Source organism: Simkania sp. (assembly GCF_965215465.1).
GTDB lineage: Bacteria > Chlamydiota > Chlamydiia > Chlamydiales > Simkaniaceae > Simkania.
Genome location: NZ_OZ244056.1, coordinates 1,812,448 through 1,838,326, shown reverse-complemented (window position 1 = coordinate 1,838,326; position 25,879 = coordinate 1,812,448). Strand labels below are relative to the sequence as shown.

Below are 25,879 nucleotides of genomic sequence, written 5' to 3'. Positions count from 1 at the left end.
TAGATAGTGTCGTCACAAGTTGGTCAATCCTTAAACGACTCCTGGAGAAAATTTCGTCGTTGCCTTCCTTCGAAAGCCCGATTTGGGCTTCCTGCATCAGTCGCCTTGAACTTTTCTTCCATGAGCCGCTTCTTTATTGCCCATCTCGTGGCGACACTATCTAGTAAATACAAAGAAAAACTCTCGAAACTCATCGTAAATGCAATGAGTATGGAAAGGCGAAGTCTTGAAGAGTATGATCGTTGTGTTGTGATTCTTAAGCACCTGAAAAGAGGTTTTGTTCCATTGGAAGATCCTCCAGAGGCTCATCACTTTCCTCCCTTAGATCCAGATAAGCTTTATCAAGCATCAGATAGAGACTGCTAAAAAATTCTCTTGGGAAAAGCGCAGTGCTAGCATATACTTGGTGAAAAAGTATTTGAGTGCTGCCTATGACTTGGTCTGAAATTGAACACATCTTTAATCGCGCTTTGAAGTTTTCGTTTTCAAAACGGAAGCTTCTTTTCATGTTTCCCGTGCTACTTGTTTGCGGTTTAATGACCGTTTTTTGTCGCGCTGTTGCGATTCATGCGGGGCAATGGGTCGTTCTAAGTTTGACCTTCTTACCGATCTTTTTGTCCTCAGGGCTTTTACTTGCCGCGGGAGTTGTGTTGGCGCGCGTTTACCACCACGAAGTGAAGATGATTCCGCTCAGTTATAAAAAGATTCTCAGCCAATCGTGGGAGCTTCTCGTGGGAGTGTCTTATTTGACGTTGCCGCTCATGCTTTCTTATTTGCTGTTGTGGGTCCTTATGGGAGTTTTTTACTTACTGAAGGAGATTCCAGCACTTGGCGAAACGCTGGGGGTACTCTTGGCATTTGGGCCGTTTTTATTGGTCCTAGGATCCCTTGTATTGAGTCTTTTTAATCTCTTTCTCCTCTTTTTTGCGACGCCCCATATTGCGCTACAAACCGGGATGAAACTCAAGCTAGCTGAGCAAGTGTTTCGTCGGTTTACTGAAAATATTTTTTCTAACCTGGCTTTATTTTTAATCGGAATGATTCCCTTACTCATCATTGTTGGGGTCCTTTGTCTTGCTGCAATTTTGACGGGTGTTAACTTTTTTATTCGAACAGAAACCTTGGCCATCGCCCTTCAGTGGTTTTTTATCATGATTCCCTTTACGGCATTACTTTCTCCAGGTATTCTCTTCTTTTTCAATTTTGCGGTAGAAAGCTACGTACACATGCAAAAAAAACATGCCTAAGATTGCAATTGTTGGGGCTGGGTTTTCGGGCCTAGGCCTTTGTTATCATCTGCTGCAGCGCGGCTATCAAGTGACACTCTTTGATCCCAAGGGAATTGGGGGCGGGACTTCTGGAATTGCATCGGGGCTTTTGCACCCGTATCCAGGAGCAAGCGCTCGCTTGAGCTGGAAGGGACATGAGGCGCTGAAAGAGGCCGAGCTTTTAATCGAGAAAGCCGGTCTGGCTTTAGGGCGAGAGGTTGCTCGTAGAGAGGGCATCTTACACTTAGCAATTAGCGAAAAAAAGAAAGAGGCGTTTCTTCAGCGAGCAAAAACCCAAGATGATGTTGAGTGGTGGGATGCAGAGACATGTCATGAGCGTGTGAGAGGGGCTCATTTTTGTCCGGGCATTTTCATCCGTAGCGGACAGACGGTACATCCAAAGCTCTATTTGCAAGGGCTTTGGGAAGTGTGTCAAAAACAGGGTGCGCAGCTGGAAAAGCAAAAAGTTGATGTGGCTACTTTAACTGGTTTTGATCAGGTAGTGATTGCAGCAGGAAGCGGCATTCGGAAGATGAAAGAGTGTGAAAACTTGAATGTCAAATTCAATAAGGGCCAACTCTTAGCTTGCACGAAGCCAAGTTACTTCAATCCAGGATTTAGTTTAGTGGGGAAAGGCTACTTAGCCATGAGCGAGGACGAAGACCGGTGCTATTTGGGTTCGACTTATGAACATGAGTTTGTGACGGAGCAGCCTTGCCTTGGTCATGCAACCGAAAAGATTTTTTCTCAAGTCGGGCAATTTCTTCCCTCTTTTGGTGCCTTTGAAGTGAGGGAGTGTTTGTCAGGCATGCGCGTTGCCAATCGCAAAACTTACCATCCGATTGTTGGGAAGCTGCGAGATAGGGTTTGGGTACTCACGGCAATGGGATCTCGAGGGCTGCTTTATCACGGTCTTATGGGAAAGATTCTTGCAGGTGCTATGGAAGCAGATGATCCATTGTTCATTCCTGAGGAGCTGCGTTTATGACTGCTGAAGCTCTTTTTTTGGGGACTGGCGCTTCGATGGGCATTCCAGTGATTGGTTGCGACTGCTCTGTTTGCAATTCTTCAGTTTCACAGAATAAGCGGCTGCGTCCTTCTCTCTTGTTGACGATCGAAGGCAAACGCTATGTTGTAGACATTGGACCAGACTTTCGCAAACAGGCGCTGCAGTACCAGATTGATCGATTAGATGGGGTGATCATCACTCATAGCCACTATGATCACATAGCTGGGCTAGATGAACTGCGGATCTATTTTTTTCGGGACAAAAAACCCGTTCCTTGCTTGGTTTCTCCTGAAACGCTCGAAGAAATTAAAATTCGGTATCACTACATCATGCCACCGTCACAAGAAGATATCTCCCATGTGATGAAGTTTGATTTTCAAGTGCTTCAGGGAAACGAAGGAGAGATGACATTTGAAGGACTTCCGCTTCATTACTTTAGTTACTTTCAAAAGGGAATGAAAGTCACGGGAATCCGCATTCGAGATTTTGCTTATGTAGTCGACATTTTAGAGTATCCTGAGTCGATTTTTCAGCAGTTAGAAGGGGTTCAGACACTTGTGATTGATGGGATGACTTGGGAACGAACGGCGGCTCATTTGGGGATAGCGGAAGTGATTGAGTTTGCAAAGAAAATTGGCTGCGAGAAAACTTATTTAACGCATGTTGCTCATGAAACGGATCATGATGCAATGAATGCAAAACTTCCGAATGGAATGGAAATGGCTTACGACGGATTGAAATTACGCTTATGGTAGACGAAGACCGGTTATACGAAGATGTTCGCTATGAAATTAGTGATTTAAAAACAGCATTTTTAATTGGGTGTTACACGAAATCTTCTGATCTGATGTTGTGCAAAGAGCACATCGATGAACTCGAATCACTTGCCAATACGTATGGCTTTGAAGTGATTTCGAAAAATCCCTGTCCCCTCAGAAAGGTTGAAGCTAGCACCTATCTCGGCAAGGGAAAAATCGAAGAGCTCAAAGAGGCTGCAGAAGAGATGAAAGCGGATGTGGTCATCTTCGATGATGAGATTTCACCCAATCAACAGCGCAACTTGGAAAAAATCTTCAAACGACCTGTGATTGATCGGACCGAACTCATTTTGGAAATCTTTTCCCAAAGGGCTCAGACACGTGAAGCGAAACTTCAGGTTGAGCTTGCAAAGAGTCACTACCAGCTGCCTCGTCTCAAACGCCTTTGGACCCACTTATCACGCCAAGTCGCAAGTGGTAAAGGGTTCTTGAAGGGAGCTGGGGAACGTCAAATTGAATTGGACCGTCGGATGGTGCGTGATAGGATCTCTCGACTGAAAAAAGAGATCGAAGAGGTGCGTCATCAACGAGATGTGCAGCGCCATGCACGGATCCGCAGCGGCATTCCAACGTTTGCGATCATTGGTTACACGAATGTGGGGAAATCAACGCTCCTTCATGCACTGACGCAAGCAGAAGTGCTTGTCGAAGATAAACTCTTTGCAACCCTTGATACGACAACACGCAAGTTCACTTTGCCCAACCACCAAGAAATCCTCCTCATTGATACAGTTGGGTTCATCCGGAAAATTCCTCACACACTTGTTGCAGCTTTTAAGAGCACACTTGAAGAAGCGATGTACACCGATATTTTGCTCCATCTCGTCGATGTCAATCATCCTCTTGCGGAAGAACATGCCGAATCGACCTATGAAGTTTTGAAAGAACTTGGTGCTGAAGATAAACCGATGATCACCGTGCTCAATAAAATTGATGCCATTGAGAGTAAGGGAATCATCGGACGGTTTAAGTTGAAATATCCCCGGGTTATAGGAATCTCTGCTCTAAAAGAACTGGGTTTTGAGGATTTGATGCGGACGATGATGGATGCTGTCAAAGATCTTAGGACGATCGTAAACCTCCGCATTCCGCAAAAAGAATACGCCCTAGTCAGTCGCCTCTTTGATGAGGGACGACTCATTCATCAAGAGTATGAAGAAAACGATATTCTCATAGAAATCGAGATTCCGAAGCATTTGCTGCACAAAGTTGAGCCCTATATCATTGCGGAGGATTAGAATGACATCTTTGACAAAGCTTCCCCCTCAGGAAAGGCCACGTGAACGCCTTCTCTCACTTGGAGGTGATGCCCTTTCTCTTACCGAACTTTTGGCAATTTGCTTGGGAAGTGGTAGACAAGGTCATTCTGTTTTGCATCTTGCAGAAGAGCTCATAGCAACTTTTGGAAGTCTTCCAAACCTTCTTGAAGCCTCTGTAAGTCAGCTCACAGAGGTCAAAGGAATTGGGCAAGCTAAAGCGCTTCAACTTAAAGCCATCTTTGCTCTAGCTAAGCGGTTTCAGCGGCGTGGAGGAATTGCCAAGTTTCCCGTTAAATGTCCCAAAGATGCCTACGATCTCATCGCGTCTTACCTGGAAGATGAAAAACAAGAAAAGGTGGCGCTTCTCTTTCGCAATGTGAAAGGGGAAATCTTTCATCATGAAATCATTGCTTCTGGAACACTCTCAGAAGTTCTCGTTCATCCACGAGAAGTGTTTCATCACGTTCTCATGCATCGAGCTTTTAGCTTCATCTTGGTGCATAACCATCCGAGTGGTAATCCTGCTCCCTCTAAATGTGATATTGAGCTTACAAGGCTTGTTGAAACCTCCGGACGGCTGATGGGAATCCGACTCGATGATCATTTGATCATTGGAAAAGGAGCCTTTGTCTCTCTATGGGAAAAAGGAGCGCTCAAGCGCAAAGGTTACTAACCCCGTAGTGTCTCTTAATCTAAGCTGCTTAAATTTTTCTTTTCACCCAATTTCAACATGATCGCATGGTCCCTACTTTCATCAAGTATGTGGCCATGCGACCATGTTAAACTTGTGAAGAAAATTGAAAATCCCTTCAACTTAGATTAAGTGACCCTACAGGGTAAAACTTTGCTTGACGAAGTCCACTGCGCCAGATGCAAACATCTGGACGGCGATTAGAGCCACAATCATCCCTCCCAAACGTTCAAAAGCAATCAAGCCCTTTTCTCCGAGACCATGCTTCAAAAGAGAAGCAATTAAGGTGATCATAAACGAGACAAACATCGCTCCAACGATGATCATTGTCATGGTGACTTGATCATTTAAACGGCTAGAAAAAAGTATCACGGCTGTGATCGATCCTGGGCCGGCGATGACAGGAGTTGCAAGAGGGACCAATATGGGTTCGTGTTTCGGGCCAGCTTCTTGATCGTGTTTGGGGAAAATCATTCCAATGGAAATGAGCAGAAGGAGGATTCCTCCGGCCATACCCAAGATGGGCTGAGAAATTCCAAGAAGGTGGAAAATATTTGCTCCAAAATAATTGAAGAGAAGGAGAATCACGAGAGCTAAAACGAATTCGCGGATGAGAATGACCCGTTGTTGCTGCGGTTTATAGCGAGCTAAAAGGCCGATGAAGAGGGGGATGTTTCCGAGGACGTTGATGACAAAAAAGAGGGATACCGCCATCGAAATGGGGTGGGCTGGCATTACGATCTCCTAAAGTTAATTTGCCAAGTATTCTAGGTGGAAATAGAATTTTTTTGTAGGTCTTTCTTTTCTGAGGTTTCTGTGGCATAATAGCTCCGATGAAAAAGAAAAAATATAAAGTTGTCACTCTTGGTTGCCGGACCAATCAATATGAATCGCAGGCCTATGTCGATCAGTTGAAAGCTTCTGGCTATGTTGAAGCTGCCAAAGCAGAAAGCGCTGATGTCTGCATTGTCAACACTTGCACAGTCACTGCTTCAGCAGACAAGCGCAGTCTCTATCAAATTCGGAAGCTAGCGCGCGAGCATGCTCCAGAGAAGCTCATTGTCACAGGGTGCATGGCCGAGCGGGCTGCAGATGAAATCCGAGCAGTCGAAGGGGTCACGGACGTGGTTCCAAACCAGAAAAAAGAAGCTCTCCTTGAAGAGGTTTTTCCCGAAAAAGAGTGGCCTGAATTTAAGATCGAGCGGTTCGAAGCTCATACCCGTGCCTTTGTCAAAATTCAAGATGGGTGCAATTCCTACTGTAGTTACTGTGTCATTCCATTTGTCCGAGGCCGTTCCCGTTCAAAAACTGTTCCTGAAATTCTTACCGAAATCGAAGGACTTGTTGAAAATGGTTATAAGGAAGTTGTCCTCACAGGGATCAATATTGGAGATTTTGATGGAGGGACGCCCGAGAATCCTGTTCGTTTGAGTACACTTGTGCGTCTCGTCGATCAAATAGAAGGGCTCGAGAGAGTCAGGATCTCATCAATTGATCCAGATGAAGTGGAAGATGATTTGCTCGAGGCGGTGATTCATGGAAAAAAAACTTGTCACTCCATGCATATCGTGCTTCAGGCTGGTTCAAATGTTACCCTTAAACGGATGCGACGAAAATACACGCGCCGCGACTTTCTCGATGCGACCGAGCGGCTCTTAAGCGCTAGCCCTGATTTCACCTTTACAACCGATGTGATTGTGGGCTTTCCCGGTGAGTCGGAAGAGGACTTTCAGGAAACTGTCGATCTCATCCGGGATATACGCTTTGCAAAAGTGCACATGTTTCCCTATAGTGATCGTCCGAAAACGCGTGCTTCTCGCATGCCCAACAAAGTGCCCCAAAGTGTGATCGACACAAGGCGTCAACACCTTCTCAAAGTAGCTGACGAAGTAGCGTTTGAACTAAGGCAAAGTTATGTTGGACGCACATTTGATGTCCTACTCGAAAGTAAAAATATGGGACATACCGATCACTTTCTTCCCGTCCAAATCGAGGAGAAAGGGCTCCGTTCGAACGAAATGATTCAAGTGGAGTGTTTTGCCAATAGCACTGATGGTTTAATTGGAAAAAAGGTGGAGGCACATGCCGTCGCAGCTTACTAATCATATCCGTCCATTTTCTCACCGGCCTGGTGAAACGTGCATGCTACCCAGTTCATCTTGGAAATTGACGGCCTATCCTACTCAGTTTGAACTCGAAAATCTCGCAGCAGAAGAAGAAAAAATTCTCTTTTCTTTTGAAGCTCAAGGTCCCATTCAAGGGTACACCTTGATGCAAGACTTAGAGCGGGATTTTGTTCGTATTTATGGGACAGCAAAAAGAGGTTACTTTTCATTCCGTCTAACTGCAGAGCCAGATGCAATTGTGCTTCTTGTCGAAAGGTGCCCTGATGAAGGCCTTCCTTTTTCATTTCAAGGCGTGAAAGAAGTTTTAAAGCGGAAACAAACGTATGCATTTCCACTGTCTCACAAGCAACTGACTCATCCTCACGAAAAAACCCACTTTGGTTGCCATAAGAAGCAAGATTGGACGCTTCTTAGAAGAAGGCTGAGCTTAAGTGAAATTCTGCCGCTTTGGTTTGCACTAGGTCGGAAATGTCCTAAAGAGCAATTGCACTATGAAGGGACGGCGACACTTTTCAAAGCATGTGAAAAAGCTATCCAAGGCCAGGACCGTGTCCAAGTTGGATCGCTGCTTCTACAGCTTTTTCAAGTTGGCTTTGGGGGCATGCTCACTCCGCGCCTTCTCGATACCGATTTTCAAGGAATCCTTCCACCTCAAAAAGAGGCGCAAGGCTCACCGCTCATTTTGCTCAGTCATGGTGCTGACCTTATTCGAATGCTATTTCTCAGCGCACAAGGAGACACCATCGAAGTGCTTCCGTGCCTTCCTGTCGAACTCCACTCCGGTCGCGCGGTCAATTTGCAGGTTTCTGAGCATCTCAATCTCGATCTGGAGTGGTCGAAAAAAACGCTTCGTCGTTTAACACTGCGCTCCAATGGGGAGCAGACCTGGAAACTCAAACTGCAAAATGACCTAAAGTCGTATCGTCTAGATGGAAAACGCGTTTCCATAGAAGATCCACTCGCTTTAGAAGCTGGCAAAACATATCTGCTTGACCGATTCGAAAAATAGCCGAAACTCATGACATGACACAAAGTTCCTTATCGATGATCGGGAATCGAATGATAGGTTACATCCTAACTTCCAGCATAATGGATTAATAAAACGTAAGTTGCCGTTCCAGCAAAAATGCTAATGATGGGTTGCTTAAAGGTCAAGTGGATGAAGGCAGTCACTCCCACGCCGATAAGGGCGGTTGTGTGACTAGCACTGGTGCGGACACCGTGCAGGGCGAGCAAAAGCATGATCGCAAGAGGGAGAGAGCGGGAAAGCACTTGTGCTAGCCTGCTTGCTCTGAGTTGTTTTGAAAAGAGAAAAGGGAGTGCGCGTGTGATGTAGACAATGAGCGCAAGTCCGATGGTGATAAGAATGAAAACGAGAGGGGTCATGATTTTTTATTCTCCTTCAAAAAGAACCTAAGGCAGATGTAAAAAAGGGTGATGAGAATGCCAATGATAAAAGCTTGGTTATGGAGGAAGGCCGCTCCTATACCAAAGCCCAAAAGGGCTACAAGTGCGATGGAAAGATCTTTACATTTCTTCCACTGTTCGATGAAAAAGACGGTGAAAAGGGCGGTGAGTGAAAACTCAAGGCCAGGAATTTCAAAGACGTGTTTTCCAAAATATGCCCCAATAAATGTTCCAGCCACCCAATAAAAATGGATGACCCAATTGAGGTGAAACAAATAGGGGATTTCGTTTTTTCGCTCTCCATGGTGTTGAACGATGGAAAAGGTCGCGTCGACAAGTCCGAAGATGAGGTATTGCCGGGGCCAAAAACTTACTTTTTCATAACGGTGCAAAACGGATAGCCCATAAAAGCTGTTTCGAAACGCCACAAAAAGAGAGGTAATGAAAAGTCCCAGGATGGACCCATGAGCGGCGAAAATTCCGAGAGCAACAAATTGAATCGCACCAGCGAAGACAACCAGACTCATAAATGGAGCTAAATACCAGGGGAGATGAAGTTGGTCGACGAATAGAATTCCAAACACAATTCCGAGGGGAAAGTACGCAAAGAAAGTCGCAACTGAATCTTTCAAAGCTATTAAAAAAGGAAGTCGGACCATTTCTCTTTTTCCGTAGGTGTCAGAATTTTTAAAGAAGAGGGAAGAACGCGGATATAGACGTCTTCATTGAATTGCATGGGTTCTCCATCGAGGTGAAGATACTGCAAGGGCTTTTTAATGATCACTTCTTGGCATTTAAGCACTGTGGTGTACTTTGAGTCCTCAATTTGTCTGTTGAAAAGGTCATGGACGAGTTTTGGGGTGGCGTGTTTTGGAAATTCTTTTAAGATGATCACGTCGAGGTAGCCATCGTCAATTTCAGCATGGGGGGCAATGAAGGCGTTGTTACCGTATTGCTTGCTGTTGGCAAAGCAGATGAGAAAGGCTTTTTCAACAAGTGGTTTGCCATCGATGACCAGCTCATACTCCTGAGGCTGGTAGTTGGGAAGCTCGCTAAGGACCACTTTGATATAGGATGAAAACCCGCGTTTTCCAAGTTCTGCAAAGGCGTGACTGACTTCGGCATCAAACCCAATTCCTGCCACTCCAATATACGATTCATGGTTGATTCTGACAGTGTCTATCCAGCGGTCGTGGTTTTCATTGATGACTTCGAGAGCAAGTTTGGGGTCACTGGGAATTTTAAAGTGACGGGCAAGACCGTTACCTGAACCCGTTGGGATGATCCCTAAGGCTGCAGGTGAGCCAATGAGTCCTTGTGCCACTTCGTTGATCGTTCCATCTCCACCCACAGCGACGACGATTTCGAATTTTTTTTCGAGGGCTTTTTGGGCTAGTTCTGTCGCGTGTTTGGGTCGATCGGTGTAGAAAATTTTGTAATCGAACTGTTTCCGATCGAGATGCTTTTTGATGAGCGATTTGATCTTCTTATTTTTCCCCGTTCCAGAAATCGGATTGACAATGAAGCATACCTTCTTTTTCGGGGGGCTTTTGGCTCCCACGCAAAAGAGGCAGGCGCAGATTATAAGAATTTTAAAAAACCGTTTCATCATCACCCATTTTATTGTAGCTTTCATGGAGTTTTTTCTGTAGAAAAAAACATATGCAAAAAATGATGATGAAAGACCCTCATAAATTGCTGAGCCTCCATGAATCTCCGGAGGGAAAAGTGATTCGTCTTTGGCGGCCTGAAGCGACCGAAGCAGCACTGGAGGTCCAAGGGAAAGTCTACCAAGCAAAAGCGGTAGATACCATGGGGCTATTTGAGCTTGAGGTTGATCCATCGATTGGAACAGCTGATTACCGTATCACCCATCCATCTGGTCTTGAAGCTCATGATCCCTACGCCTTTTTACCCACATTTTCTGAAGAAGATGAGCGTTTATTTGCGCTCGGGAAGCACGAAAAAATTGCCGAGGTGATGGGAGGGAGGTTGACCGTTCATCATGGGGTCACAGGGGTGAAGTTTACTGTTTGGGCGCCTTGCGCCAATGCCGTTTCCCTTGTTGGAGATTTCAATCATTGGAATCCTGAGTTGCATCCGATGCGACTGATGGGAGCTTCGGGAGTGTGGGAACTTTTTATTCCAGGACTTGGAGAAGGGGAAAAGTACAAGTTTTACATCTTCACCGCGGAAGGGCATGGGCTCTACAAAGCCGATCCGTACGCCTTACAAGGGGAAATGCGACCGAATACGGCATCTGTTATCACACGTAATGACCAGCATGTTTGGCAAGACCATAAATGGATGGAAAAACGTATAAGTCAAGCTTCCTTAAATAAGCCCCTCAACATCTATGAAATCCATATGGGCTCTTGGAAAATGCAAGGCTTGCAGTTCATGAACTACCGCACGATGGCACCACATCTTGCCAATTACTGCAAAGAGATGGGGTACACCCACGTCGAATTCATGCCAGTGATGGGGCATCCTCTTGATGAATCATGGGGATACCAAGTGACCGGGTTTTATGCCATTTCGAGTCGGTATGGAACGATTGCAGACTTTCAGTATTTGATTGATCACCTGCATCAAAACGACATTGGGGTGATTTTTGATTGGGTCCCTGGACACTTTCCAACAGATATGCACTCGATTGTCCAGTTTGATGGAACCCATCTTTATGAACATGAAGATCCCAGACAGGGGTATCATCCCCATTGGAACACCCACATTTTCAACTATGGTCGTTTCGAAGTGGTCAATTTCCTCATCGGAAGCGCCCTCTATTACCTCGAGAAGATGCACATTGATGGTCTTCGTGTCGATGCAGTCTCTTCGATGGTCTACCTTGACTATGGTCGTAAAAAAGGGGAGTGGATTCCCAATGAAAAAGGAGGTAATGAAAATTTCAAAGCGATTGCCTTTTTGCAAGAGCTCAACACTCAAGTGCACAAAAAGTATCCTGGTGTTTTGATGATTGCAGAAGAGTCCCATGCTTTTCCAGGAGTAACCACTCCTGTTTCCGAGGGAGGGCTAGGCTTTCACCTCAAATGGGATTTAGGTTGGATGAACGACACCTTAAGATTTTTTCAAACGGGGTTTCCTTATCGTGACCATCGAAAAAATCTTCTAACCCACGAGTTCACTTACTACTTTGATGAGCATCACCTCCTGCCTCTTTCTCATGATGAGGTTGTCCATGAGAAAAAAAGCCTTCTTTCTAAGATGCCAGGAAACGAGTGGGAAAAATTTGCCAATTTACGCCTGCTCTTGAGCTACATGATTTGCCATCCAGGAAAAAAACTCCTTTTCATGGGCGGCGAGTTTGGTCTATGGAACGAATGGAATTGTAAAGAGGAACTTCCTTGGCATTTAATTGGACTTCCTTTGCACCAAAAGTTGAAAAGCTGCGTCCGAGACCTGAATCATCTCTATCAACGCCATCCCGCACTTTGGGAAAAAGATTTCTCAAAAGAAGGTTTTGAATGGGTTGAGACTGAAAAGACTTTTAGTTACTTTCGCCATGGGAAAGATGAGACTCTCCTTTGTGTCCACAACCTCACTTCTCAAAAACTAGAAAATGTCACTGTCCCCTGTAAAAGTTTCACGCCCATTGAAATTTTTAATACCGATTCGCAAGAATATGGAGGGTATGGCATACTAAACCCAAACATCAAAAACGCATGTCTGAATCTAGCACCCTTTTCAACAAGCATCTTATGTCAAAAGAAGAGTACATGAAACTTTTAGAAGAAATCAAAAAGCACAATCAGCTCTATTTTGATCAAGGGATGCCGGAAGTCACCGACTATGAATACGACTTACTTGTCAAAGAAGCTGAGAAAATAGAAGCTTCTCATCCTGATTGGGTCCCTTCCGACACCCCCACACGCCAAGTTCAGGAACGACCCACAAAAGGGTTCAAACAGGTCCAGCACGATGTGCCGATGCTTTCTCTTGCGAACACCTATTCAAGAGAAGAAGTGGCTGATTTCGTTGCCCGTGTCTACAAATTGCTCGAACGGGAAGATGTGGAATTTTGTGTTGAACTCAAAATGGATGGAGTTGCGCTTTCTGTCCGCTACGAAAAGGGAAAACTCGTGCGAGCTGTTTCTCGAGGAAACGGGCGCAAAGGAGATGATATCACTGCCAATGTGAAAACAATTCGCTCCATTCCCCATGAACTTAAAGGAGCCAACATTCCCGACCTCCTTGAAGTGAGAGGAGAAGTTTTCATACCGACGAAAGATTTTGCAGAAATGAACCGTGAACGTGAAGAAGCAGGAGATGTCACCTGGGCAAATCCTCGTAATGCCGCAGCTGGTTCGCTTAAGCTTCTCGATGCCACTGAAGTGGCTAAACGTAAACTCGACATCGTGTTTTACAATGTGATCACACGTGAAAAGATTCTCAAAACTCAAGCGGAGAATCATCATTTTCTCAAAAAAATGGGGCTTCCTGTAGGAAGCGAAAAACACTTTGCCGTATGTCAATCCCTTGATGAAATTTTTGCCTTTGCGGATCGGGTTGAAAAAGAACGTCCGTCTCTTCCATTTGAAATCGATGGGATTGTGATTAAAGTGAATCATCTGCGTGACCATGACATTTTGGGAGCGACAGGAAAAAGTCCTCGCTGGGCTGCAGCCTACAAGTTTGCCCCCGAACAATCAGAAACCGTGATTGAAGACATTACCGTCCAAGTGGGACGCACAGGGGTGCTCACGCCCGTTGCAAAGCTGCAACCTGTTTCCCTTGCTGGAAGCACCATTTCACGTGCGACTTTGCACAATGAAGAAGAAGTGGCTCGCAAAGACATTCGAGTGGGGGACTCGGTGATCATTGAAAAGGGGGGAGATGTCATACCCAAAGTTGTCGAGGTGATCCAAAGTAAACGACCTAAAGAATCAAAAACTTGGCGCATGCCCAACCGTTGTCCCATCTGTGGCACAGAAGTGATCCGTAAAGAAGGAGAAGTGGCGGTTCGCTGTCCCAATCGCACAGCTTGTGGAGGGCAAAACTTGCGACGCATTAGCTTTTTTGCGAGCAAAAACGCCATGGATATCGATCATCTTGGACCAGAAATTGTCAAAAAGCTGATCGAAATCGGATTTGTATCACGTATCTCGGATTTGTATCGACTCACTGAAAAAGAGCTGGCTCAGATCGAAGGCTTCAAGGAAAAGTCCATTCACAGTTTGCTCGCAAGTCTTGAGTCCTCAAAAAAAGTCACTCTTGCCCGTTTCATCTTTGCCATTGGTATTCCCTATGTTGGGGAAGGAACAGCGCAGCTCTTAGCCGATGCAGCTGGATCGATTAAGCGTCTCAAAGAGATGACAGAAGAGCAACTTTGCGAAATTGACGGAGTGGGTGACAAAGTGGCTCAGTCCATTGTTGAGTTTCTCTCAGACGAAAAACATCTCAAAGAAATCTATGAACTCATTGAGCTCGGCATCAAACCTACCGCAGCCCATAAGAAAATTGCAGGACATAGCTTTGAAGGTAAAACCTTTGTTCTCACTGGGTCTCTCGAGGAATTTACCCGAACAGAGGCGGCCAATCTCATCAAAGAACGTGGAGGGAAAGTCTCCAGTTCAGTTAGTAAAAAGACAGACTTTGTCCTTGTTGGGGAAGAGCCAGGTTCCAAATACGATAAGGCACAGAAGCTAGGGGTTGCAATGATGAATGAAGAAGTTTTCAAAGCTTCTCTTTAGTCACCTGAGATCTTAACCCTGGGTACTATTTTCTACGGACTTGCGGAATTGAATTAAAGTGAGGTCCTCAACTGCATTGAACTTCAATTGACAGCTCTCAAAAATCTCTTTTGTGGGGTTACGTTTTTCAATGAATCGCTTTTCAGGTCCTGTAAAATAGTGGTGAATACGGCAGTTTGAAATCGGTATATTTTGACTGCGAAAATGCGTCTTTTTGATAAACGCATTGTGAACCAATCAAGTCTCAACTGCTTCAGGTCGGTATAAGCACTTTGTGTTGATCTGTGTTATGTAGTCTTCTTCTACTCGATAAGTCAGCTTATCGGTTAATCGCTCACCTTTTTCTATGTCCCATATCTTTGATGTCCCAAACATCAACCAATGAAGTTTGATACAACCAGCAGGCCGTCTCATTTTGAAGGGGTTTTTGAGAAATTTTTTTAAGTTTGGTTTTGAGGCGGACTTGAGCAATTTGTGAAAACTTTGAAGGTTTTTTGTCGGAACAATGAACTCATCAATGTCCATGACTGCAAGCCACCTTACCTTGTTTAACGCTCTATTTTTACAACAATCTGTATACGCAGCGATTTGATAAGGAGCCCACGGGAAAGTGCAAACTTTTGCAACATATATCGCATGTTCTTCAGTAGAATCCCATTCGATGAGTTCAACTAAGCCATTTTCGATGTAAGGCCGTAATACAGACAGGTATTCATCTGTACTTTCGTTATCATACAAGTAAAATTTCGTGGCTCCTAAGATGTCATGGTGGTAATCAATCCATTCCTTGAGATAAGGTGCTTCGTTTCTAAAAATTGCACAAACTGCAAGTTCATGTTCGTATTTTTTAAAAAGTCCCTCAGTCTGCATTAGGTAACTTAGCCCTACTGAAACAAAAAAGACAATTAAGACAGAAATAGTCGCTAATTTGAGGAATTTCATAATGAATTCTAATGTGTTTTATTCGATGATGCAGTGAATCTACATTCATGCATCCAATTTTTCAAGTTTTAATATTTGTCATCTTGGTGTGTCACATATTTTTGGCTTTTAGCCTACATGAACTGGACGATCCTATCCTAATATTGACGCTAAAGAAGTTCTTGAGTAGCCTAGATTAAATTTTTTACACGACCATGAGGTGACCGAAAATGGGAAGAATAATTTTTGGAGGAATTCTCGGAGGGATCATTGCGTTTGTTTGGAGTTTTGTTTCTTGGATGGTCTTCCCTTGGCATGAATGGACTTTTCAATCTTTCCGCAATGAAGAATTTGTATCTTGGGTGATCAAAGAAAATGTGAAAAAAGACGGTGTTTACATTATCCCTCATGCGGGTTCTCCAAAAACTGCTGTGACGCCCGGTGAGCTCAAAGATAAAATCGAACACGAAAAGTCATCTACAAAAGACGGTCCCTTTGTTTATGCGCAGATCAAGCGAAAGGGGATCGATTATACGAGTCCCAAACAGTACATTATTTCCTTTTTGAACCAATTTTTGGGAGCAGCCTTAATTAGTTTTCTTTTGTTGAAGCTGTCCGAGTCTACCTACATGGGGAGACTTCTTTTTGTGACGACAATGGGACTGATTGTTGGCGTCTTGGGGAGTATCCCGAATTGGAATTGGTTTGGCGGAGGCAACCTCTTTTTGCTAGTCAACATGGCTGACTTGATCATCACGTGGTTTTTAGCAGGTCTGCTGATGGCAGCAGTTGTTAAGCAGAAGCCTGAGCGGGATCTATTGATGTAGGAACTCGCTCGCCAATCAATGTTTGGTGATTGAAGCTGTGAATTTTTACCTTCTGCAATGTTCCGATGCACGACTCATCGCCAGGGAAAATTACTTTTTTCCAACAACGGGTGCGTCCGCGGAGTTGTCCATCGCGGTTCCAACGATCGACAAGGACTTCGACTTCCTCTCCTAGCATGGCTTGTCGCTCTTCCGTGCAGATTTCATGGTAAAGACCCATCAGACGTTGCAGGCGCTCTTCTTTGACCTCTTCAGGGATGTCATCACGCCATCTCATCGCTGGTGTTCCCTTTCTAGGGCTGAAGGTGTAGAGGAATGCAACCGAGTATCGGATCTCTTTGAACACATCATAGGTTTCTTGGAATTCTTCTTCTGTTTCGGTCGGGAACCCGACAATAATATCGGTTCCAAGCGAAACGTTCGGAACAATTTTGCGGAGGAGCTCGACCTTTTCGAGGTACTGTTCTTTCGTGTAGATCCGATGCATTTTTCGTAAGATGCGACTTGATCCGGCTTGGATGGGGAAGTGGACGAATTCGCAGAGAGAGGGGAGATCACGAATCGCTTCCATGAGCTGCACTGTGATGTCAATGGGGTGACTTGTCATAAACCGGACCCGTTCAATGCCATCGATTTTGTCTAAACGATAAAGCAGGTCGTGAAAGAGTTCATTCCACTCAGGTTGATCTTTTCCATAGCTGTTCACATTTTGACCAAGCAGAGTGACTTCTTTATAACCTTGGTCAGCGAGTAAGCGACATTCTTTTTCAATATCTTGTGGAGGGCGTGAGACTTCTTGTCCTCGAGTGTAAGGGACTACGCAGTAGGTGCAGAATTTATCGCATCCTCTGATGATAGATACGTGAGCTTTCACTCTATCATCACGCTTTGCGACAAAGTAATCGAGGTTTTCTTCGAATTTATCATCGGTCTTGATCCGTTTTTCGCCTGTTTCTAGGACTTCATCGACGACATTTCCAAGATCTGTGATGTTGTTGGTTCCAATCACAAAATCGACATTGGGCAATTTTCGGAATAGGGTTTCTTTTTTGGCCATGGCCATACAACCGGTGATTCCGATGATTTTCTTCTTTTTGGAGCGGCTGAGTTGGCCGATTTTTCCCATGACCTTCCGTTCGGCTAGGTCACGAATGGAGCAGGTGTTAAAAATGAGAAGGTCGGCGTCGTCCTCATCGTGTACACGCTCAAGACCTCTTTGCACGAGTTGGCCGATCATCAGTTCAGTATCGAGCTCATTCATTTGGCATCCGTAAGTGCGGATGTAAAACTTCTTCACGTTCTTATGCATAGCTAGGGAGTCACTTGGGGTTCTAGGGCGTGTAATTGGTAGCGCGCCCTTGTTAATTTCAGTTTTTCAAAGAAGTTTAGACATCTGTATCCTTTCGTGCAAGAGGGACTAGAGAGGCGTTTTGTTATATAAAAAATGAAACAGTTAAATATTTTATAATAAAAATAATTTTAAAAATTCAAATAAGTTTTGTTTTTCTATTTTATTTTCTGTTTGTTTTAAGTGAAAATATCTGCGAAAACCCTCTTGGCAAAAAAGTAAAAAAAGAGTATATTTTCACCAAAAACAACGAATTGACTTGCAGGAAACGACACATGGCAAGACGACATAAAAACGAAACGATGCTTTTATCCAAGGAAGAAGCCGAACCGATGAGAGGATGGATCCTCCTAGACGCTAACGGAAAAACGCTTGGACGCTTTGCAGCAGAAATTGCAAAAGTATTAAGAGGAAAGCACAAAACAACTTTCACCCCACACATCGACTCTGGAGACGGAGTGGTTGTTGTGAATGCAGGAAAAGTGAAAGTTACGGGGAACAAAGAAGCCCAAAAAGAATATCATCGCTATACTGGTCACATTGGTGGAGGACGTAAAACTCCTTACCGCACCATGATGCAAAAGAAACCAATCGAAATCTTGCGTTTAGCTGTCAAAGGAATGATGCCTAAAACAAAACTCGCAAGAGCTCAAATGAAGCGGCTTAGAATCTTTGCTGAAGCTGAGCACACATTACAAGCACAAAAGCCCGTCCTAGTAGACGTATAAATAAGGTAACGTAAATGGTAAAAGAAGCACTCGCAGTAGGAAGACGCAAAAGAGCTATCGCAGCTATTAGATTTCGTAAGGGCAAAGGCAAAATCGATGTTAACGGAAGAAAATTCGAAGATTACTTTCCTTCTGAACTCGACCGAAAAACTGTTCTCGCTCCTCTTGAAAAACTAGGACTGACTGAAAGCCACGATTTAATCATTCGTGCTAAAGGCGGCGGAATTGCCGGTCAAGCAGTTGCTGCAAGACTTGGAGTTGCTCGTGCTCTTGTTGCTCAAGATGAAGAACATAGGCAAGTTCTTAAAGCAGAAGGTTACTTAACACGTGATCCACGTAAGCGTGAACGTAAGAAATACGGTCTTGCTGGTGCTAGAAAACGCTTCCAGTTTTCTAAGCGATAATCTACCAATCACCTCTCTTTTCTTTTTACATGACCCCTGGCTTTGGCCCGGGGTTTTTTTTGGACTCGAATTTGGAGAAAATTTTGGAGCGACATTTCTTGGATTTTTCGGCATCTTTTTTCAATTCAATGTGATCCACATTGTCCCTCGACAAGGGATCACATTGAATTGAAAAAAGATGCCAAAAAGACTGGGATGAAGCCCAAAATTTTCTCCAAATTCGAGCCCTTGCGTAGATGAAAGTGAAAAGAAGGAAGGCAATTCGTAGTGAGGGACAATGTGATTGCTTGGATTAGAAAAAATCTGTTGAAAAATCCAAGAAAAGCCAGCCCAAACTACTCCCCCAATCTCACCCCTTGTGTAGCAGAAAGTGAAAATACCATCCCATAGTTTCTCCCACCAATCCGGTGTGGTCAAAGTATAGAAGCAGGAGTATATAGAGCTTGATATCTAAAGTGAAAAAGAGAAGGTTAGGAGAAGAGGGCGTGGAAGGAGTCGTAGTTGGCTTGGTCTGAAGGACGTGCAACTAGGACTGCAAAGCAAATCTTCTTGAAATATTGTTGGTACGGAGCTAGCTCTTCCTGATACCAAGCGGCGACTTGTTTGGGGTCTTGCTTGAAGGCTCCGCATCCAAAGGCTCCTAGGACTAGGGAATCATGACCATGCTGCAGCGCGCAGCGGATTTGCGATTGAATCTTGCGTCGCATCCCTCTTCAAAGGCCTTCCCCTTGGGGATATGTTTTGAATCGGAGTGACGAGTGTTGCAGTCATAGGCTGCTGAGGATACAAAACTGAGCTCACGAGGTGAGGCGATCCACGCAAAATGGTTATCCTTTCTTTCACGGATGACAGGGACATGCGTTGTGTAAATGCAGCCATGCTCTGGAATCAAGTAGTGTTTACCCATTTGATCTGCGATGTGTCGATTGTCAGGTGGGTTGATTGAAGCATAAAGAGCAGATTTACGGCACAATTCTTCTTCTTGAGCTAGGCAGCCGGTTGTAACCCCTCCACCAGGTGATCGGTGGTTGGCCATATTGAGAAGAAGAGGGTTGAATCCTTCGTCTAGAAGTTTTAAGCCAGCTAAAATAGTGTCGGAATTGATGGTTTCAAAGGTTGTTTTTATGTGGGTCGGCCGGTGAGATCGATTGCATTGCTGAGCGCATCGTGGGTCCAAACTTTTGTCGACTTCTTCATTGGCTCGAGGTTGAGTGTCACTTTTGTTTTGTCAGGGAGGAAGTAAAACCCTTCATCGAGAGCTTTTTTCGTTTCTTCAAAAATTGTTTGCAATACACCGCGATTTGCAAGGTCTAGTGAAGGTGGCGGAGTGATAGAGTCTTTTTTGGACTCAGGAGGTTTCTCGGGTGCAATATTTTTTTCAGGTTTTTTTGCAAAGAAACTGAAGAATGAGTTGATGAGGGAGCGAAACCACTCTAAAGGAATTTTTAGCCATGAAAGGGGTTGCGACTCGGGAACATACGAAGAAATTGTTGAAATCGTCTGATTTATGTTAGTGCGTAAGGGTTGATTTGGATAATAATAGACGATGCGTCGCGACGACTCTGTTTTTGAAGAATCTGTTGGGGGCACAGTACTCATGGGCAAAAGTATAGAAAGGAGGGGATTTTATTGGAACTTGTTTTTAAGGTAGTTCATATAGGGCTCAGGAGAGAGAGGAGAGCCAGTTGCCCGCTCAAGAAGCTCAAGAGGGGGATACTGCTTCCCAAAGCGGTGAATTTTTTCTTTTAAAAAGTCTTTGATGAAGGTGAAGTTGCCCTGACGCATCCGGTCTTGATGGTCAGGAAAGGTTTGGGTGAAGATTTGGTAGAGTTGGGCAGCGTAGAGGTTGCCGAGGGCGTAAGTTGGAAAGTAGCCAAAGAGACCAGCAGACCAATGGATATCTTGTAAACACCCTTCTTTATCATCTTGAGGAGTGATCCCAAGGGACTCTTGCATCTTATCATTCCAGGCTTGAGGAAGGTCTGCAACTTCAAGCTTGCCTTCGAGAAATGCGAGCTCGATTTCAAAGCGGAGAATGATGTGCAAGATATAGGAAATTTCATCGGCAAAGATCCGAATGCAGGAAGGACGGCATCGATTAATAGCTTGATAAAAGGTCTCAAGATTGACTTTTTCAAGTGAAGTTGGGAAAGTGCTTTGGAGTTTTGGGTAAGCAAACTCCCAAAACGGACGGCTTAGACCAATGATGGTTTCCCACCAACGGGATTGACTTTCGTGCATTCCGTAGCTTGCAAATTCTCCGAGAGGGGCACCATACTGCTGAACGGGAAGTTGGAGTTCATAAATGGCATGTCCACCTTCATGCATGACGGCAGAAATTGAGTGCATGAAGTTAGAACAGACAGTGTGTGTGGTCAGGCGGACATCATGTGGGTGTAAACCTAAGCAAAAGGGGTGCTCAGAAAGATCGAGTCTGCTGTGTTTGGGATCAAGGTGCATGACTTCTAAGAGGTATTTGTCAAACTCAAGTTGCGATTCTTGAGAAAAACTTCCATGGAGGAAACGATCGTCGACGGTTTGTTTTTGTGAAACTGCCTTGAGTAAATCACTGAGAAAAGGTTTAAGCGCTCCGAAGAGGTCTTTGAGAGTTTGAGTCGTCACTCCGGGCTCATAAATCGAGAGAAAGGCGTCGTAAGGATGGTCTTCATAGCCAATGTAGTCGGCTTTTTTTCGACAGAGCTCAATAAGCTCATGTAAGTGCGGTGCGAACGTCTCAAAGGTGTCATTGTTTTTGGCTTGGGCCCAAGCATTGGTTGCTTTAGAGGAGGTTTTGGCAAAGGCCTTGACAAAGTCATTCGGAAGCTTCGTTTCATGCAAATATTCGCGGTGCCACTCGCGCAAATTTGCTTTTTGCTCCTCGTCAAGATCATCATCATGGGGCTTACCTGTATCTAAATCGATAAGAGCTTCGAGGGCTTCTTTAAACCTCTCACTTGTTTTTTCTCGGTGGGTGATGCTAGAAATAAGTTCGATTTGTTCACTGCGAAATTCAATGGCTCCTTTAGGCATGAAAGTTTCTTGATCCCATTCTAGGAAATAGCCGAAGGACACGAGCAAGCGAATCTCTTTTCCAATTTTATGCAGTCTGTCGTATTTTTCTTTTACCGTCATAAGGAGTTATCTTAGCATTTCAGCTGTTTTACACTTAGGGAATTTTTTTTTGAACTGCGCCTGAAATTAAGGAGCATGCTTTGGTTTGAAGAGCCTGTTCTTTGCTCATGGCTTCTAAATGGCAACGAATATTCTCGTTGTCATTGCTAATGGAAAAATTATCTGAATCTATCCACCAACCTAAGGGGTCTTGCAGATTCATGTAACAGCATACACGATCGTAAAGTTCTAGGACTTCGGGTGACTGATCAACTTGATAGGCTGAACGGAAAAAGAGATGATTGTAGCGAATGTCTTCTAAGGCTTCGTAGTATCTTTTTCGGTAATCTCTTTCCTTGTAGACAGATGCTATTTCTCGTAAAAGTTCGTGAGAGTAACGGTAAGCTTCCCAAGCTTCATAAAAAGCTTCTAAGTCTTCAACAAGCTTTCTTCGGTTGAAGAAAAGTGTGAAAGGGGATTGTAAAGTGATGCGTATTTGACGAAACTCTTTGATGAGTTCATTTCGCGCTGTTTCAGTTTTTTGAATAAACTCTTTGTGAGAAACATAGTGTGTTGTCAAAAGCTCGGGGCACTCAGAAAAAGAATTAATTCTAAGACGGTTGTAACCGAGATGAACCATTCGTGCAATCATAGAGTTTTCAGGGTAGAGTGCTTCTGATTTGAGAATGAAATCGGATGTGTCTGAACTATCTGGGTGGGCGACTAGGCCATGTAGAGGATAGAGGAGTTCACAGGGAAAAAGGCGTTGCGGCGAAGCGGGAACATCCAGAACCTTTTGGGCAACCTCGCCAAGTTTTTCGCAAAACTCATGTTCATAATACTGGATGATGAGATAAGAATCAGGACGAGAGACATTTTGAACGCAAGGCTCGGCAGTGTAGTGATGCCATCGTTGCTCAGTGATTGAAGCTTGAAAGAGAAGCTTGCGAAAAGCTCGTTCTTTACAAGAGGGGTGCAGATAAGTGAAAAGGAAAGCTAAAAGATCGAGAGCATAGGATGCAATGACGATTGCAAAATCGATGTAGGAGCTGCAGCGTGTGTAGTGAAAGGTAGTTCCGTCTTCTGAAAATGCGGGATCCACTCCGTGATGAAAGGGGAAGAAGTAATGAACCTCTTTGGATTCCGTTTTCATCAGTCCTCAGTTTTTTTGAAAAAATATTTTAGGTTTTGAGCGCATTTTTGCATAGAGTTAAAAAGATTAGATGGACCATGATTGCAGTCATGTCAAAGAAAGAGCTTTTTTTTTCAGTTTGTTTAATTTTCTTTTCAGGAGCCCTTCTCCTATTCACCCTCACTCAAATTGAACCGATACGTACGAATAATCAGCACCTTTCTATACGTGACAAAATGATCCAGCGTTATGGAGGAGAACTTGTAGAACAGTACTCTAATGTGAAAGGAGAAATTGATTCTCAATCAGTTGGTGAAATCGAGGCTCTTTTTCCGGAGGAAATTCTGAGCCATTTTAAAAATCAAGCCAAGGAACTAGTGCGCAACATTCAAGGAAGGAAAAGAAAGAAAGATTTACAGCGCATTCTAATTCATATCGAGAAAATAAATGGTGTAAGAGAAAAGGGGCGTCTTTACTTCAACTTGTGCAAAATTTTACATATGTCACGAGATATTCCTTCTTTGCGATCCCAGCAAAAAATCAAAACACAATTAAATCTCTTGCATCAAGCAATACGGTTGATATGGCTTACATCGGGAAGCAGTTTCGATAAGTATCCTCGTATTGGAAATCCTGCTGGCTTTTCACTTTTGATAAAAAATAACAATACCAACTGGGGAGTTCTGAAACAGCGAGATGAATGGAGTGAAGTTGCTGTTTGGGAAACGAGTTTAATTTTAGATTGCGAAGATTCGATTGCAGGTTCCCTTGCAATTCATTTCAAGGAAAAGAACTTTGTTTTTCAGCCATTTCAAAAAGCTAAATTCTTTAATGGCTTGTTTTTATTTCCAAAGAAAATGAATCGACGCATTCAGAAGGTTTCTGAATGGGACTTTTGGAAGGCAAATTTATTTCTTTTTTTGATTGGGCATCGTGATCTCACTTGTTGCAACATAGGGGTTTGCAGCAATCGTAAGCTTTTTTTCTGCGATAATGAAGGAGCGTTTTCTCCTCTAGAGCATCGAGTTTTTAAGGTGCATGGAAAAGATTTTAACCTGCAATTGCCAACAATGAATTTGATGGTTGATTGGCCACAGGCGCGGACTCCTCTCTCCTCAAAAGTCGCAAAAAATGTGACAACTCTAGTCAGCAACTGGTTACGAAAAAAAGATGATTTGTTGCGCTACATGGAGCATCCTTTTAATGATTTCGTGTTGAATAGTGATGCACAAAATGCCTTCGAAAAACGTTATGCAAAGACTTTAGCGATGCAATGGATTTCTAAGGAAACGACGTTTCAGGGGTTTATCTTGTCGGTATATCCGACTCTATACGAAGGTGTACCAGAGCTAGTCGATCTTTCATCACCGATCATTGGAGAGCAGGTCAGTCCAATGTCAGCCTTGCTTTTTATTTCGATGTGTCGTGGATGGTGGGAGCGTATGACAGAGCAAGACCATGAAAATTTTTTACGTTGTCTTGAAAAATACTCTGTAAATAAGTGATGATCGGGTCCGATTAAGCTTAAAGAGGCCTACTATGAAACACTTGTTTTTAATCATGCTCATCAGCTCTTGCTCAATTTTTGCCAAACAACATCCACTTGTGGAGCAGTTTTCTCATGGAACAGATTGGCAGTACCAAGATATTGTTGTGAATGGAGAGACGATTTTTCATGGAACTGCACAAAGTTGCTCAGATCGATTTGAAGTGATTAAGCCTATTTTAGCTCTTTATGACCGTCCTATTACCGTATTTGAAATCGGTGCAAATAATGGTTATTTTTGTCTTCGGATTGCGCAGGAATACCCTTCCACATGCGTTATGGCAGACACAACAGATCGTTTGCAGCAGATTTGCGCAGCAAACACCGATCTGGATAACATCATCTATCTCAAAAAACGGTTAACACTCGAAGATCTGCGTGATTTAAATTCTCGTGAACACTTTGATTTAATTATTGCTTTTCATGTTTTGCACCATGCTGGGAAAGATGGGCGTTATAAAGAGTTTTGCGAAGAACTTTTTAAGCTAGGTGATAATATCATTATCGAAACCCCACCAAAGAATGACATTTATGCCAAAGAAAATCCGACTATTCCTGTTTTGGTGGATTATCTAACAGCTCTTCCAATAGGGCAGCAAATTGGATCGTTTCCTCGACATGGGCCTGATACGATGGACCATATGCTATGGTTTTGTTTCAAACCAAAGGAAGACAATCTCAAGCTCTACACTGAGGATCGAGAAACAGGATTTTCTTTCCTTTCGTTTCGGAATCATCGTGGGAGACATCCTTCAAAAGAAGCGATCAAGGAAGAAAAAGCAAAACTTCCTTTATGGAAGAGACATATCAAGAGTTTGATTTCGATGGAGGGGAATCAGCTGCGTTAAACCTTGTGCGGATCTTGTGAATCATCTTTTCAAAGAGTCGAAAGACTCCGTTTCCTATAGGGGTTCCCATGATCAAGCTACTGATGATAATGGCAATCAGAGAGCTTCCTAAAAGGATATCGGTCAGCCAGTGCGCCCCTACGATGAGGCGTGGTAGACAGAAGAAAATGGCATAAACTGTCGCGAGAATGCCGAGCCTCCAGCCCATCAAGTAGTAGATGAAACAAGTGAATAAGATGGCTGTTGTGGCGTGATCTCCTGGAAAACTTTTTCGTGAATGATCTTTGACTTTTGTCCACTCAATCACAGAGGAAAGACGAAAAGCTTCTCGATCGATCATGGTCGGACTTTTACGAGGTGCATGGATGAACTCAGGAAACATGATTCCATTGACGATACAGATGGTAAGAGCCATAAATAAGATCGTTCCAATGAGTTGAGCAATTTTCCGTGCCTTTAAGTCTAAAGTGGCCTTTTTAATTGCATAAAAGAAAAAGAGGAACATGAAAATATCATGTATCCAATCCATGAGCCGAGTTCCTGCGAAGGCCCAAAAGTTTTGCCAAAAAGTATTTTCCTGGACCCATGTATTGAGAGTGTAAAATGTCCAGGAGTCTAGGGCGTTCCAATAGGGGCGAAAAAAAGGTGAGAGCCAGCTTAAAAAGAGGGTTATGATAATCAAAGGTGGGATGAAGAGTTTTTTCAAATTCCAATGATTCATA

The 25,879-nt window shown here is 43.9% G+C and carries 27 protein-coding genes; 15 read left to right on the top strand and 12 right to left on the bottom strand.

What is annotated here, in order from left to right; all coding sequences use genetic code 11:
* Positions 1-6 precede the first annotated feature (6 nt).
* From ACOOFG_RS08585 to radC, 6 genes are all read left to right on the top strand, one after another.
* On the top strand, positions 7-366 hold the full coding sequence (locus tag ACOOFG_RS08585; RefSeq protein WP_420421064.1) for a hypothetical protein: 360 nt from the start codon (positions 7-9) through the stop codon (positions 364-366).
* Positions 367-431: 65 nt separating this feature from the next.
* Positions 432-1,247, top strand: a complete 816-nt coding sequence (locus tag ACOOFG_RS08580; protein WP_420421063.1) for a hypothetical protein — start codon at positions 432-434, stop codon at positions 1,245-1,247.
* Positions 1,240-2,256, top strand: coding sequence for an NAD(P)/FAD-dependent oxidoreductase (locus ACOOFG_RS08575; protein WP_420421062.1), 1,017 nt, complete (start codon positions 1,240-1,242; stop codon positions 2,254-2,256). Before ACOOFG_RS08580 ends, ACOOFG_RS08575 begins: the two co-directional genes overlap by 8 nt.
* On the top strand, positions 2,253-3,032 hold the full coding sequence (locus ACOOFG_RS08570) for an MBL fold metallo-hydrolase (RefSeq protein WP_420421061.1): 780 nt from the start codon (positions 2,253-2,255) through the stop codon (positions 3,030-3,032). The genes ACOOFG_RS08575 and ACOOFG_RS08570 overlap by 4 nt, the downstream gene beginning before the upstream one ends.
* Entirely contained in the window at positions 3,026-4,333 is a 1,308-nt protein-coding gene (gene hflX / locus ACOOFG_RS08565) for a GTPase HflX (RefSeq protein WP_420421060.1), read from the top strand. The genes ACOOFG_RS08570 and hflX overlap by 7 nt, the downstream gene beginning before the upstream one ends.
* 1 nt (position 4,334) lies before the next feature.
* Complete coding sequence (radC, locus tag ACOOFG_RS08560; RefSeq protein WP_420421059.1) at positions 4,335-5,027, top strand: RadC family protein; 693 nt, start codon at positions 4,335-4,337, stop codon at positions 5,025-5,027.
* A gap of 156 nt (positions 5,028-5,183) precedes the next feature.
* On the opposite strand, the gene ACOOFG_RS08555 is transcribed toward radC, so the two are convergent.
* The gene (locus ACOOFG_RS08555) at positions 5,184-5,780 is read right to left on the bottom strand and encodes a MarC family protein (protein WP_420421058.1); all 597 of its coding nucleotides are present in this window, start codon (positions 5,778-5,780) and stop codon (positions 5,184-5,186) included.
* A gap of 98 nt (positions 5,781-5,878) precedes the next feature.
* Here ACOOFG_RS08555 and mtaB point away from each other — a divergent pair, with 98 nt between their 5' ends.
* A complete protein-coding gene (mtaB, locus tag ACOOFG_RS08550; protein ID WP_420421057.1) occupies positions 5,879-7,147 on the top strand; it encodes a tRNA (N(6)-L-threonylcarbamoyladenosine(37)-C(2))-methylthiotransferase MtaB in 1,269 nt (422 codons plus the stop codon).
* Complete coding sequence (locus ACOOFG_RS08545) at positions 7,128-8,180, top strand: glycoside hydrolase family 95-like protein (protein ID WP_420421056.1); 1,053 nt, start codon at positions 7,128-7,130, stop codon at positions 8,178-8,180. The genes mtaB and ACOOFG_RS08545 overlap by 20 nt, the downstream gene beginning before the upstream one ends.
* A gap of 65 nt (positions 8,181-8,245) precedes the next feature.
* Here the strand turns inward: ACOOFG_RS08545 and ACOOFG_RS08540 are convergent, their stop codons facing one another.
* The 3 genes from ACOOFG_RS08540 to ACOOFG_RS08530 are packed head-to-tail and all read right to left on the bottom strand — an operon-like array spanning position 8,246 to position 10,214.
* Positions 8,246-8,557, bottom strand: a complete 312-nt coding sequence (locus ACOOFG_RS08540; protein ID WP_420421055.1) for a branched-chain amino acid transporter permease — start codon at positions 8,555-8,557, stop codon at positions 8,246-8,248.
* Entirely contained in the window at positions 8,554-9,237 is a 684-nt protein-coding gene (locus tag ACOOFG_RS08535) for an AzlC family ABC transporter permease (RefSeq protein ID WP_420421054.1), read from the bottom strand. Before ACOOFG_RS08535 ends, ACOOFG_RS08540 begins: the two co-directional genes overlap by 4 nt.
* Entirely contained in the window at positions 9,216-10,214 is a 999-nt protein-coding gene (locus ACOOFG_RS08530; RefSeq protein ID WP_420421053.1) for a diacylglycerol/lipid kinase family protein, read from the bottom strand. Before ACOOFG_RS08530 ends, ACOOFG_RS08535 begins: the two co-directional genes overlap by 22 nt.
* A 26-nt stretch (positions 10,215-10,240) precedes the next feature.
* Between ACOOFG_RS08530 and glgB the strand changes: the two genes are divergently transcribed.
* On the top strand, positions 10,241-12,322 hold the full coding sequence (gene glgB / locus ACOOFG_RS08525; protein WP_420421052.1) for a 1,4-alpha-glucan branching protein GlgB: 2,082 nt from the start codon (positions 10,241-10,243) through the stop codon (positions 12,320-12,322).
* The gene (gene ligA / locus ACOOFG_RS08520; RefSeq protein WP_420421051.1) at positions 12,301-14,292 is read left to right on the top strand and encodes an NAD-dependent DNA ligase LigA; all 1,992 of its coding nucleotides are present in this window, start codon (positions 12,301-12,303) and stop codon (positions 14,290-14,292) included. The genes glgB and ligA overlap by 22 nt, the downstream gene beginning before the upstream one ends.
* 237 nt (positions 14,293-14,529) lie before the next feature.
* Here the strand turns inward: ligA and ACOOFG_RS08515 are convergent, their stop codons facing one another.
* Positions 14,530-15,234: a glycosyltransferase family 92 protein gene (locus tag ACOOFG_RS08515; protein ID WP_420421050.1), complete on the bottom strand. Its 705-nt coding sequence runs from the start codon at positions 15,232-15,234 to the stop codon at positions 14,530-14,532.
* A 209-nt stretch (positions 15,235-15,443) separates the two neighbouring features.
* Here ACOOFG_RS08515 and ACOOFG_RS08510 point away from each other — a divergent pair, with 209 nt between their 5' ends.
* On the top strand, positions 15,444-16,040 hold the full coding sequence (locus ACOOFG_RS08510) for a hypothetical protein (protein ID WP_420421049.1): 597 nt from the start codon (positions 15,444-15,446) through the stop codon (positions 16,038-16,040).
* On the opposite strand, the gene miaB is transcribed toward ACOOFG_RS08510, so the two are convergent.
* On the bottom strand, positions 16,006-17,349 hold the full coding sequence (gene miaB, locus ACOOFG_RS08505) for a tRNA (N6-isopentenyl adenosine(37)-C2)-methylthiotransferase MiaB (protein WP_420421048.1): 1,344 nt from the start codon (positions 17,347-17,349) through the stop codon (positions 16,006-16,008). The two genes, ACOOFG_RS08510 and miaB, sit on opposite strands and share 35 nt — an antisense overlap.
* Before the next feature lie 314 nt (positions 17,350-17,663).
* On the opposite strand from miaB, the gene rplM reads away from it, so the two are divergent.
* Together rplM and rpsI are read left to right on the top strand one after the other, a co-directional pair.
* A complete protein-coding gene (gene rplM, locus ACOOFG_RS08500; protein WP_420421047.1) occupies positions 17,664-18,116 on the top strand; it encodes a 50S ribosomal protein L13 in 453 nt (150 codons plus the stop codon).
* Between the two features lie 14 nt (positions 18,117-18,130).
* Entirely contained in the window at positions 18,131-18,520 is a 390-nt protein-coding gene (gene rpsI, locus ACOOFG_RS08495) for a 30S ribosomal protein S9 (RefSeq protein ID WP_420421046.1), read from the top strand.
* A gap of 470 nt (positions 18,521-18,990) precedes the next feature.
* Here the strand turns inward: rpsI and ACOOFG_RS08490 are convergent, their stop codons facing one another.
* Genes ACOOFG_RS08490 through ACOOFG_RS08470 form a run of 5 tightly spaced genes read right to left on the bottom strand, consistent with a single transcriptional unit; the run spans position 18,991 to position 22,784 of the window.
* Positions 18,991-19,227, bottom strand: a complete 237-nt coding sequence (locus tag ACOOFG_RS08490) for a TIGR02452 family protein (RefSeq protein ID WP_420421045.1) — start codon at positions 19,225-19,227, stop codon at positions 18,991-18,993.
* Positions 19,167-19,697, bottom strand: a complete 531-nt coding sequence (locus tag ACOOFG_RS08485) for a TIGR02452 family protein (protein WP_420421044.1) — start codon at positions 19,695-19,697, stop codon at positions 19,167-19,169. The genes ACOOFG_RS08490 and ACOOFG_RS08485 overlap by 61 nt, the downstream gene beginning before the upstream one ends.
* Complete coding sequence (locus ACOOFG_RS08480) at positions 19,643-20,119, bottom strand: hypothetical protein (protein WP_420421043.1); 477 nt, start codon at positions 20,117-20,119, stop codon at positions 19,643-19,645. Before ACOOFG_RS08480 ends, ACOOFG_RS08485 begins: the two co-directional genes overlap by 55 nt.
* 27 nt (positions 20,120-20,146) lie before the next feature.
* Complete coding sequence (locus ACOOFG_RS08475) at positions 20,147-21,652, bottom strand: carboxypeptidase M32 (protein WP_420421042.1); 1,506 nt, start codon at positions 21,650-21,652, stop codon at positions 20,147-20,149.
* 34 nt (positions 21,653-21,686) lie between these two features.
* The gene (locus tag ACOOFG_RS08470) at positions 21,687-22,784 is read right to left on the bottom strand and encodes a hypothetical protein (RefSeq protein ID WP_420421041.1); all 1,098 of its coding nucleotides are present in this window, start codon (positions 22,782-22,784) and stop codon (positions 21,687-21,689) included.
* Between the two features lie 260 nt (positions 22,785-23,044).
* Here ACOOFG_RS08470 and ACOOFG_RS08465 point away from each other — a divergent pair, with 260 nt between their 5' ends.
* A complete protein-coding gene (locus ACOOFG_RS08465; protein ID WP_420421040.1) occupies positions 23,045-24,268 on the top strand; it encodes a hypothetical protein in 1,224 nt (407 codons plus the stop codon).
* A 34-nt stretch (positions 24,269-24,302) separates the two neighbouring features.
* On the top strand, positions 24,303-25,157 hold the full coding sequence (locus tag ACOOFG_RS08460; RefSeq protein WP_420421039.1) for a class I SAM-dependent methyltransferase: 855 nt from the start codon (positions 24,303-24,305) through the stop codon (positions 25,155-25,157).
* Here ACOOFG_RS08460 and ACOOFG_RS08455 read toward each other — a convergent pair.
* Positions 25,117-25,878, bottom strand: coding sequence for a phosphatase PAP2 family protein (locus tag ACOOFG_RS08455; RefSeq protein ID WP_420421038.1), 762 nt, complete (start codon positions 25,876-25,878; stop codon positions 25,117-25,119). The two genes, ACOOFG_RS08460 and ACOOFG_RS08455, sit on opposite strands and share 41 nt — an antisense overlap.
* Position 25,879 lies beyond the last annotated feature (1 nt).